The organism is Lentzea sp. HUAS TT2 (assembly GCF_051853195.1).
In the GTDB taxonomy this organism is placed as follows: Bacteria; Actinomycetota; Actinomycetes; order Mycobacteriales; family Pseudonocardiaceae; genus Lentzea.
Genome location: NZ_CP196667.1, coordinates 6,586,835 through 6,597,182 on the forward strand (window position 1 = coordinate 6,586,835; position 10,348 = coordinate 6,597,182).

The following is a 10,348-nucleotide window of genomic DNA, read 5'->3' on the forward strand; positions in this document are numbered from 1 at the left end:
CTGGCCTCGAGAGCTACCCGAACAGGGTCGTCGCTTGTTGGGCACACGCAGGCTGGATGAGCCGACCTGCGCGAGGCGGGCGAGCTGATCGAGCACCTCCGTGCCATCGCGCAACGGCGGGAACGTTCACTGCGGCGATGCGCCGCGATGGTGTGCGCTCGGATGTGTTGAGCAACAACGGAAAGGAGTTCACCGGCAAGTACGCCAAGCCATCGCCGGTCGAGGTGCTGTTCGAACGGATCTGCCGGGACAACGGCATCACCGCGCGGCTGACCAAGCCTCGCTCACCGACGACTACCGGCAAGATCGAGTGGTTCGACAAGACCCTGCGTGAGGGTTCTCGACCACGTTGCACCGGTTGAGTCCCTCACCACCGCGCAGGACGCCATCGACGGTTGGGTTGCCTGCTACAACTACAAGCGGTCGTACCAGTCGCTGGACATAGTCACTCCGGCCAGTTTGTTCTGCCCCAACGGCCGACCCGGCTCGAAGTTCCCTAGTCCACATCGGACGAATCTGCGCCTGACCAGGCGATCGACGTGGTCGAGCCTCCCACACCCGCCGCGGACGGGATGGCCGTCGAGTTCGAGGCACGCGCGCCGCCCAGCGGCGAGTTCAGCATGCTGTCCGGGCGGACCGTCACCGCCTGGAACGCTGCCGCCACCGCTGCCTGCGGGATCGCTACGCGCCCAACGACGAGTCCATGCCAGCGGACGCATCCTGGCCGGCGGCCAGCGGATCAAGCTCGGGTCGCGTCACCGCGGCAAGCTGATCACCGTCGTCATCGAAGACACCCACCTGCGCGTCCTGCACGGCGGCGAAGAGATCGCTGTCCGACCCCGTCAGCGCCTCAAATCGATCACCCACCTGCATGTTACCGGCAAAGGCGTTACACCCAGCTGACGTCAAGCCTGTCCTGGGCTCATACAGCGGCAGCGCGAAAGATCCGGGCTAACCCGATAAAAATCGGGTTCCTAGTCAGCCTCAGCTTCTTCATCCTCAGTCAATCGAGACACACGTTCTACCTTTTGCCGCTTGCCGACGGGTAGGAGCGCCACCATCCCTTTGACGTCGCGGACAAGGTATTCAACGCCCTGTTGTTCATTAAGCTGGTCAATCGCCTGGAGCCAGAGGTCCAGGGCCTCATCCATACGGCCAGCGGCGATCAACAACTCACCTAGATCGTGATAGAGGGCCGAAAGGTCCTCCGGCGCGTGTTCCGCAATACCCTTACGCAACAGCTGCATCGCCTTGTCGGGCGCACCTCGCGCGATCAGCAGAGTGCTCGCGTCGTGATACAAGAAGGAGACGCCCGGTTGTTCATTAAGCTGGTCGATCGCCTGGAGCCAGAGGTCCAGGGCCTCATCAATACGGCCAGCGGCGATCAACAACTCACCTAGATCGTGATAGAGGGCCGAAAGGTCCTCCGGCGCGTGTTCCGCAATACCCTTACGCAACAGCTGCATCGCCTTGTCGGGCGCACCTCGCGCGATCAGCAGAGTGCTCGCGTCGTGATACAAGAAGGAGACGCCCGGTTGTTCATTAAGCTGGTCGATCGCCTGGAGCCAGAGGTCCAGGGCCTCATCCGCCCGGCCAGTGGCGATCAACAACTCACCTAGATCGTGATATAGAATAGAGGCATCTCTCATGGGGACATTAATGACACCTTCGCGTAGCAATGAAACCGCTTCTTCGAACCGACCATTAGCAAACAGCAAGGAATTCGCTTCATGATAGAGGTGGGACACTCCGGCGACTGCGCCGACAGCAATGATGCCTTCTTTTAGTATGCTGACAGCGTTGTTGAGAAGTCCGCTCGATGCCAGCACGCGACCAGAATCTAGATAGAGCATGCACATGGCCGATCCTGTGTCCAGAGCGGTGATTCCCTGTCGGAGAAGCTGAATCGCTTCGCTGATCCTGCCGCCGGCCACAAGAATTCTGACAGATTCTCGCAGACGTGCCTGGCCTTCCTCGTTGTTACCTAGCGGGATCTTTGGAATATCTGCAGCAGCCGCATCAGCTCGGCTGATTCTGCTCGTCACTTCACCGGCAATTTCAGATAATGTTGAGGTTATTTGAGACAAATCAAGGCGAATGCGGCTATCGTCAAGCCATAAGAGCACTTCATCAGCGCGCCCGACTGCGATCATCAGATCGCTGGTATGTCGATACAGTGAAGCAACATTGGGGTGGGCGCGCAGGCTGGCTGCGCCTTTGCTAATCAGGTCTAATGCCTCACTCGTCCGTCCTGCATTCGCTAGCAAGGTGCCAGCGGCATTGCACAATCCTACCGCACCGGAATGTGCTTGCAGTGAATCAATTCCGGACCGTAATAGATGTACTGCCGTATCGAGAAGACCGACATCCACGAGTATTTTGCTGACCCTGGTGTATAAATCGGCAGAATTTGGGACACCCTCAAGTTTCGCTAAGTTCTCGGACACTTTCTGAAGTTCATCAGCGTGCCTCCCGGATAAACGTAGGATCCTGACAACTTCAATCCTGAGCGCTAAGGATTCAGGGCTATTTCCAAAATCATTGACTCCATTCTTGGTGATCTGCACTGCTTCGTCATGACGGCCTTGCCTGACGAGTGTCTCACTTATCTGTCGGTACAGGAGAACGGTTCCAGGATGCTCCCGGAGTTGTTCGATCCCCGCACGCAGCAGGTCAATCGCATCGGTAGATTTACCTGCTGCATTCAGCATCTTCGCCGCGGCCTCGTAGAGCGACGGTGAATCGAGTGGATTTTTGAGACGCTTAGTACCGTCGATCAACGCGGCGACGGCCTCGTCGAGTCGACCACTCCGAAAGAGCAGTCGGCCGAGTAGCAGGAATACCTCTAGATCGAGCGCTGGTCCATTGTCTGCTATCAGCCGCTGAACGCTTGCAGTACGACCGAGTCGCAGGAGTGTCAACCATGCTTCTTTGGGGCATCGCGGAAGGATCGCCGCGTTAATAAGCTCGTTTGCGGCACGGTCGGTATCGTCATTTCGATTGCGTGCCAGATAGAGCTTGGCCAAGTAAACGTGCATGCCAGCCGAAGGACTCCCTGCCGAGAGCGCCCCTTCAAGTACTGCACATTGTTCTGAAATCTCATCAGCGTCCAGAGGAATCTGGGTTTCAGCTTTGTAAACTCTCTCTAAATGCAGGGAATAGAGTTGTGAAATATCCGCCAGCTTATGCTCATCACCCGTAGCGGTTAAGTGGTAGCGCGCCTCGATGAAGTTTGCGGCATTCCGACCAGGAGTAGTTCGGCGAGCTTTGAATGGGCGCATGTAGTAATCGGCGGCGACACGATGGGAGGCCATCAAGCGACGGCCATCCTTCCGCAACTTTGCGGCAGCGACCTCTCGTGCGACAGGGTTCATCGAGTACCAGCGGCGACGGCGCTCGATCAAGAAGTTGTCCTCAAGATCATTGATCGCTGAATCGAGCGAGGACTGAATCTGGGCCAGTATCTGTTCGCGATTGAACGATCTGCGATAGACCGATATCCTCTGCAGTGCATCCTGGCTATGCTCGGATATCGCCGACAAGGTCTTGCGCACCAATTGCGTCTCAAGGTAGCGGACGAGGGTTTGACTGATACGGTTTCCGCGCATCTCCCAAGAAGCCGGAGAGAGGTTGATGAGCTCGTCCAATGGCCACTTTCGCAGGCTCGCCACCAGGGTCTTTAGTGCGCGGGCGTTACCTCCGAGCCAGGATACGACGTCCTCCATGCGATCGTGTGGAACCTCAGCCTGCCTGCCGGACTCGGCAAGCCAGCGAGTCAACGCTCCAATCCCCTCCGAAGTGTCGAAGCTGGGCAATGTCCTTACCTGAACGTGCTCCAGCTCCTCCTCTAAGACAGCCCTCGAACTCAATAGTAGTATGCGCCCTCTATGGCGAGATGGTCGCAGCCGAGAAACCAGCTCCTCATACCCTGGAAGCATTCTCCCGCTGTCGTCTAGGCAGTTCTGGAAATCGTCGATGACGAGCAGTGTCTGCGATCGCAGTAAATCGATGAGACTATTGGAAAAGTCTCCACCCAGGGGTATTCGGACGCCCAGATCGCGGTCAAGAAATTCGGATATGACAAGCGTGGCGTCGTCGAACTGCATTCGACTCGTAGGGACTTCAATTAATGCGCTTGGCAGGCCAGAGTCGATGATGAGCTTATCGGCTAGAAAGGATTTTCCAACGCCCGAGAATCCTTGGACGCAACATACGTTCGGACCATTGGTAAGCCACTCATTGCGTAGCCAATGTGAAAGCTTGGATCTTGATGAAGCATTCTCCTGGGCCTCTGCGAGCGGACCGCTCTCGTTGGCCCCTTCCTCGCCTGAGATACGCCACAGGGCCTCGACGACCAGCGGCTCGTCCGGGTAGTCGGCTTGAACGGATTCCAATAAACGTTTGAGTGACGCCGGCGTGGGTGTCAAATTGGTGAGCACCTCGTGCCATGTCACAGCTGGACTGAGGTCCGAGCGTAGATTTGCGCTGCCGATGTCGGCATTGCTGAGCACTCTTCGAATCTCTGCGCGGTCCGTATAGCGCTGGCTCAACAAGGGCTCAAGTTTGCCTAAGATCGGGTGCCACGTTATCTCGTTCATCGCGCTCGGCCTTTTAGTAGTTACCGCGCGGGAAACGCTGGATCAACTCGAGCAGCTTATTCAGTGCGATGCCCTCATTGCGGTAGACCCATTTCTTCTCTGACGGCGAGTACAACTGACCTCCGGCGTGGTGGACACCGACCAGTCGCCACTGATCATCAAGAAGTGGCGATCCGGATGATCCCGGCAGGGTGTCAGTGTAGTATTGGATTATGGTGTCATCGATGTGACTGACAATATTGTGGTAAAGCGCAATTTGTTTTGGTCCACCGCCTGGATGTTGCACGATATTCACCCGCTTCGTCGCGAAAGTGTCGAATTCAATGGCGCTTATGGCGCCCCATGCAGAATTCGTGCCTTGCGGCATCTTCACGAGCGTGAGATCCGACTCTAATGATGTCTCAAACCCGTCGGCTGGACATAGCGGCAAAGTCACGTATTCACATATCGTGCCGCTACTATCGGCCTGATAGTTGAACCGTACTTCAGCGTCTCTGGATTCGTGAAACGTAGGGAGAACGTGATTGTTGGTAACCAGGATGTCATTGGAAATGAGAAACCCAGTCCCGAGTGAACCTCCGGGGGTCGATATCCGCCCTACCGAGCGCGCCACCTGAAGCCCGGTCTCCAAGAATGAAACCGGCAACAAAGTACTCTGTGAGCCCATGATCTTCTCGACGTTGCCTACAGCCAACGAAAGTGTCGAACTTCCGGAGGGTAGAGTCAGGGAATCCCGCAGGCCGCCGTGAAGTACCGCGTTTTCAGGCTGCTCGAGCAAGACTACTTGAAGAAGCTCTACCAGCTTGTTCCGATGTCCGGTCTCGGTGAGTGCACTGTGCCAGGTGTCAATCGGTCTGCTACTGAAACGGACCATTGACATAGGGATCTCAGCGAAACTGAGTAAGCGCTGTACGCTTTCGTCATCAGGATACAGGTTTGCAAGCTCGCGAACGAGTGTCGCCCTGCTGATGGCTGTCTCCATGTGTCCCTCGCAACCAATGCGTTTGCTGATCTTGTCAGCACGGTGAAATCTGGTACGGCAGCCGCAGTCTGCCGTACCAGTGGCATGCAAGTCTCTGAACGTGTCGTTCGACAAGTTGCCTCTGTTACACGCGTACACAAGGCAGCGGTGCAGCAGACTGGCTTGCGACAAGTACCCCGACAAACGCAGCGGGCGGGCCGCTGGAAGGACCGGTGGCAGAACCAGCAGCGCACCGACCATCAACTCTGTTGTGTCGACAGTCATTGCTGCGGTGGTGTGCGCGTAGCGCAGCAGCACGGGGCGAGCGAAGCGGCCGCCTTCTGCTGGAAGTGCGGTGTGCAGCAGCTCGCCGAAGTCGTGGTGTTCCGGCGCGAACTTGTCAGGGAGGTCGCGGACGATCGGGGTTGCGGCCACATATTCGGCGAGGCTGTGGTGGGTGAAGACGATGTCGTTGCCGCGCTGGATGAACTGGCCCGCTCCCACCAGGTAGGCGATGAGGGTGTCGACCGGTGCGATGTCGCGCAGGCGCGTCTGCTCGTGCACCGCGAGAGCCAGCGAACTGTCGGTCGACAGCCGAGTGCGCCCGAGGTGCTCGATGAGCGGGACGCGATAGCGGTCGAACGGTCCAGTTGCCGAGCGGTCGCCTCTGATGTAGTCGAGGTAGTTCTCGTAAGGCTCGAACTGGTTGCCGGGCAACGGGCGGTCCTGGTGCTGCGCGAACACGATCGCGGCGATCGTGGCCAGCAGAGACACCTCGACCAGTTCGTCGAGGTGCGCTTCGTGGGTCTGGCGCAGGAAGCGGTCAGCATGGTCACCCTTCACCTCCTCGGGCCACTTGCGCGCGAAGCGTTCCAGCCCTGCTATATCAAACGGCTGGGTTTCGTAGCGGGCGGACCCTGCACGCTGCAATGCGGCCAGGACGCCGCCTTCGGTCGGTCTGGCCGTGAGCAGGACACGACAATCCGGCAACGACGCCCGCGCCTGTATGGTGTGTACGAGAGTGGCGCGCAGCGCACTATCGGCGACCTCGTCCAGCGCGTCGACCAAGAGCAACCAGCGGCACCCCGCAACCCTGCCGGCGAACAGTGCTGCGTCGACCAGACCGTTCATGTAGCGGCCGTACTCGGCGAAGGCGCTGTCGGCCAACGCCTGGGTGAACGAACTGCCGAGGTGCTGGGCCAGAGTGCGTGCGGTGATACGGAGCGGGATCACCGGTTCTGTCAGCGGGGCCGTATCGTCGTCGGACTTCAGCTTCCAGTTCCGGCAGATCTCCGCGGTGAGACGCAAGGTCAGCGTCGACTTGCCCTGTCCTGGACCGCCCACGACGATCAGGTGCGGGTCGGCGTCGACCGCCGACCGCATCGGTTTGGGAGGTGGCTGGACAGTGACGCGAACCGACGGCACGACGGGGAACTCGACCAAGCGGCCGTGCTCGTTAGATAACAGCGTGGGCTTCCCCTGGTCGTACTGCGTCTCGACGACGCCGCCGAGTCCTTGGCGCACGCAGACCGCCCGGAGCGACGGGGTGCGTGCACCACGCAACTGCTGATACGGCTGCAGATCGGAGGCTTGCTCTTGAGCCCACGGCAAGTGGGTGATCTCGACAGGCAACTCTATGGTCTCGGCCCACAACGCCGGCGGATCGCACTCCACTGGCTTGGCAGAGGCTGGGGTCTGCTGTAGGTAGACGTCGCCGTGGACGTTGCGTATTTGGAAGCCAATGCCGTGGACATCGCCCGTCTCGTTACCGGTGAAGTCCTTGTGCGCCACCGAGGGATATTCGCACGAAGGCGGCACTCATTAATGGACAAAAACAGGGCATCTCAACCTGCGGGGTTCTCCGACGCTGTGATCGTTTGGATCAATATGGTTGAGACCAGTGATGAGGGTATGTAAGCGACCCTATGCACTGCGGTGTCGAGACGGCGTATGGCGCAGATGCGCCGTATTCTCCTCGCATTCGTCGAATGCCTTATCGGCGATGGCTGGAAGCTGTTGGAAGACCTCGCCGGGCTGGCGGTTGAGCGGCTGCGGAGAACGCTCTTTGCTGATGTTCCGGACGACGAGGCAGCGAACCGGCTTATTGAGCCTCTGTCGTCCTGTAGTGGCCCCGTAGTTCTGTAGGCGTGGATGGCTTTGGTCAGTCAGTCGGTCGGCGCGGTTGGGCGGCAGCGGAGTTTGCGGAGGATGTCCCTGGCCTTGAGTTGGCCGTTGGCGCGTTCGCCGGGGCCGGGGCTCAGACACGGGTTCGATTCCGCATTGAGTGGCCTCATCCGTGCAACCAGGAGGTGACGGCCTCGTCGCGTAAGTCTCAACCACAAGGGTATCAGCGAAGTCGTGACCAGCGACCCGGCGCTGGACCGCCTCGGGTGCGACTGGCACTTCTCCGCGCGCGACCACCGGCTGGTGGCGGGGAAGCTCGGCGACTACCTCGCCACGCTTCCCCTCCGGTGGTGAGGGCTACTTCGGGTCGAGCACGAACAGCGGGATCAGCCGGTCGGTCTTCTCCTGGTACTCGGCGTAGTTGGGGAAGGCCGCGACGGCGCGCTCCCACCACTCGGCCCGCTCGGCGCCGTCGACCTCACGGGCGGTGTACTCCTTCGCCTCGGTGCCGTCCTGCAGGACGATCTCCGGGTGCGCCTTGATGTTGAAATACCAGGTGGGGTGCTCGGGCGCGCCGCCCTTGGAGGCCACGACCGCGTAGCTGCCGTCGTGCTCCACGCGCATGACCGGGGTGTAGCGCAGGGCTCCGCTCTTCGCGCCGCGCACGGTCAGCAGCACGATCGGCCTGCCGACGACCTTGACGCCCTCGGTCGTCCCGGTCTCGAGGATCTGCTTCGTCTGATTCTGGACCCACTCGGTCGGGCTGAGCTTCACATCTGCCATGCCCGTGATCAACGCTTTTCCGGCCGGTCTCATTCCCCGGCGCGCGTGAACTGCACGTTCGTGGGCTGGACCGCGTCCGGCCTGACCGGCAGGGCGTTCACCACCAGGCGTTCGCCGTGGACGTCCGTGATCGCGACCGAACCGCCGCAGCCGGCCGTCCTCGTCGCGTTTGAGCTGCCGTTACCGCCCGCCCGCCTGGACCTCCAGCCGGGCCACGGGTTGCGGTGGTCGAGCACCTGGATCCCGCACCAGTGCTGGCTGGAACCGGTCTTGTAGCGGGTCGCGACGTTCTTGGTCGTCTCCGGGCTGACGAACCGGGAGATCGCCGACCAGGTGTACATCTCCCACCGCACGGTGAATAGCCACCTGTACGAGATCTTCCCGAAGCTCGGAGTCACCAACCGCACCCAGCTGCGTGCCGCACCGGAGAGCTCGTAGCCGGAAGAAACACTCGGGTGTGTCCATTCGAGACGCTGTTCGCACGGGTCCACACGGGACTTGAGTCGTTCGACGCATGCGGAGACCTCCGGCACAGATGCATTGTGGATTCGTGTGCGAGCGACCGGGTACAGGGGACCCCGGTGCGGCGTTCGTGGCGTTGTCCGTTCCAGGACTCCACTCCGCACTGACCACCTCAGGTGACGCGAAAGACCGGCCAGCCGATCTCGGTGCGCCACGCGGCGGGATCGCTCGTGTCACGAGGGCCCACGGCGTAGACCTCCCGCACCGGCCCGGCCACCGACATCGCGTTCTCCACCACCCAGGTCCCGAGTTCGCCGTACGTGACCTCGACGCCGTCGTGCTCGCCGACGTGGGTGGTGACGGCCAGTTCAACGGCCGGAAGAACCACGGGGTGCACGCGTCCGGTGCGAGGTGGCGCAGCGGTGGGCAGGTAGACGAGCGCGTGACCGCGCTCCTGTTCGAAAAGGGCGTTGTCGTAGCAGCCGCCCGGCGGTCCGGTCGCGGTGGCGCCGACGGCCGCCTCCAGTTCGGCCATCGCGCCTGCGAACCAGCTCTCGACGTCGCGACCGCTGACCACGGCTTCCACCGCTGCGACCGTCCTGGCGGGCTCCGCACGCAGTTCGACGTCAATCGGCGCGGGGTCGGGTCGGAGCAGGCGCCGCAGCGACACGACCGCGGCCCTGGTGCGGTCGAGCACGTCCTCGAGGCGTTGCAGGTGGTCCGCGACCAGGGCCGCCCGGACACTGGGGTCGGGGGTCCGCAGGATCCGCTGCACGTCGCTGAGCGGGACGTCGAGTTCGCGGAGCCGGTGGATGACCTGCGCGGTCGGGATCTGGTCGAGGCCGTAGTAGCGGTAACCGGTGGTCTCGTCCACCACGGCGGGCTCCAGCAGGGCCGCCTCGTGATAGCGACGCAGGGTCCGCACGCTCAAGTGGGTCAGCCGCGAGAACTCCCCGATGGTCAGCACGCCGCCATTGTGGACTCTCTCCCAGGGGGAGAGTCCACGGCTTGACCCTCCCGCGCCGTGAGGTCACACGATGAGCTCATGACACAGCACACCGATCTCCCAGCCGATCTGCTCCCGGCCACCGTGCGCGAGTTCTTCGCCGCCCACATCGCCCGCGACGCCGACACCGCCTCCTCGTTCCTCGCCGAGGACGTGGTGGTCGTCGACCAGGACGAGACCTTCCGCGGCAGGGAGCAGGTCCACGCGTTCCTGCGGGACGCCGGGTCCGAGTTCGAGTACACGACCGAACAGATCGGCGCTCGCCGCGTCGATGACGCCCACTGGGTGGTGACCGTGCGGCTCGAGGGCACCTTCCCCGGTGGCGTCGCCGAACTCGACTACCGGTTCGCGTTGCAGGACGGACTCGTCGCCGAACTCGTCATCGCCAACCACTCGGCCTGACCGAACCCGCGC

At 61.2% G+C, this 10,348-nt stretch carries 10 protein-coding genes and 1 pseudogene; 4 read left to right on the top strand and 7 right to left on the bottom strand.

From position 1 onward, the window contains the following. Positions 1 to 92: 92 nt before the first annotated feature. A pseudogene (locus tag ACSHWB_RS31925) lies at positions 93 to 471 on the top strand (integrase core domain-containing protein); the annotation flags it as partial. 25 nt (positions 472 to 496) lie between these two features. On the opposite strand, the gene ACSHWB_RS31930 reads toward ACSHWB_RS31925, so the two are convergent. The 4 genes from ACSHWB_RS31930 to ACSHWB_RS31945 all read right to left on the bottom strand — a co-directional run bounded on the left by ACSHWB_RS31930 (position 497) and on the right by ACSHWB_RS31945 (position 7,350). Beyond that, complete coding sequence (locus ACSHWB_RS31930) at positions 497 to 664, bottom strand: hypothetical protein (protein ID WP_439664801.1); 168 nt, start codon at positions 662 to 664, stop codon at positions 497 to 499. A 17-nt stretch (positions 665 to 681) separates the two neighbouring features. Then, positions 682 to 873, bottom strand: coding sequence for a hypothetical protein (locus tag ACSHWB_RS31935; RefSeq protein WP_439664802.1), 192 nt, complete (start codon positions 871 to 873; stop codon positions 682 to 684). Positions 874 to 974: 101 nt separating this feature from the next. Then, positions 975 to 4,553 carry a tetratricopeptide repeat protein gene (locus ACSHWB_RS31940; protein WP_439656991.1) on the bottom strand — a complete coding sequence of 1,193 codons (3,579 nt, stop codon included), beginning with the start codon at positions 4,551 to 4,553 and terminating at the stop codon, positions 975 to 977. A 58-nt stretch (positions 4,554 to 4,611) separates the two neighbouring features. After that, complete coding sequence (locus tag ACSHWB_RS31945; protein WP_439656992.1) at positions 4,612 to 7,350, bottom strand: trypsin-like peptidase domain-containing protein; 2,739 nt, start codon at positions 7,348 to 7,350, stop codon at positions 4,612 to 4,614. A 159-nt stretch (positions 7,351 to 7,509) separates the two neighbouring features. On the opposite strand from ACSHWB_RS31945, the gene ACSHWB_RS31950 reads away from it, so the two are divergent. Then, positions 7,510 to 7,704, top strand: a complete 195-nt coding sequence (locus ACSHWB_RS31950) for a hypothetical protein (RefSeq protein WP_439656993.1) — start codon at positions 7,510 to 7,512, stop codon at positions 7,702 to 7,704. Positions 7,705 to 8,040: 336 nt separating this feature from the next. On the opposite strand, the gene ACSHWB_RS31955 is transcribed toward ACSHWB_RS31950, so the two are convergent. Together ACSHWB_RS31955 and ACSHWB_RS31960 are read right to left on the bottom strand one after the other, a co-directional pair. After that, complete coding sequence (locus ACSHWB_RS31955; protein ID WP_439656994.1) at positions 8,041 to 8,466, bottom strand: nitroreductase family deazaflavin-dependent oxidoreductase; 426 nt, start codon at positions 8,464 to 8,466, stop codon at positions 8,041 to 8,043. Positions 8,467 to 8,495: 29 nt separating this feature from the next. After that, positions 8,496 to 8,819: a hypothetical protein gene (locus ACSHWB_RS31960; RefSeq protein WP_439664803.1), complete on the bottom strand. Its 324-nt coding sequence runs from the start codon at positions 8,817 to 8,819 to the stop codon at positions 8,496 to 8,498. Here ACSHWB_RS31960 and ACSHWB_RS31965 point away from each other — a divergent pair. Next, positions 8,800 to 8,904, top strand: coding sequence for a LuxR C-terminal-related transcriptional regulator (locus ACSHWB_RS31965; RefSeq protein ID WP_439656995.1), 105 nt, complete (start codon positions 8,800 to 8,802; stop codon positions 8,902 to 8,904). The genes ACSHWB_RS31960 and ACSHWB_RS31965 overlap by 20 nt on opposite strands. Positions 8,905 to 9,100: 196 nt before the next feature. On the opposite strand, the gene ACSHWB_RS31970 is transcribed toward ACSHWB_RS31965, so the two are convergent. Continuing rightward, positions 9,101 to 9,895, bottom strand: coding sequence for a MerR family transcriptional regulator (locus tag ACSHWB_RS31970; protein WP_439656996.1), 795 nt, complete (start codon positions 9,893 to 9,895; stop codon positions 9,101 to 9,103). Between the two features lie 78 nt (positions 9,896 to 9,973). On the opposite strand from ACSHWB_RS31970, the gene ACSHWB_RS31975 reads away from it, so the two are divergent. Then, the gene (locus ACSHWB_RS31975) at positions 9,974 to 10,336 is read left to right on the top strand and encodes a nuclear transport factor 2 family protein (RefSeq protein ID WP_439656997.1); all 363 of its coding nucleotides are present in this window, start codon (positions 9,974 to 9,976) and stop codon (positions 10,334 to 10,336) included. The last annotated feature ends 12 nt before the right edge of the window (positions 10,337 to 10,348 follow it).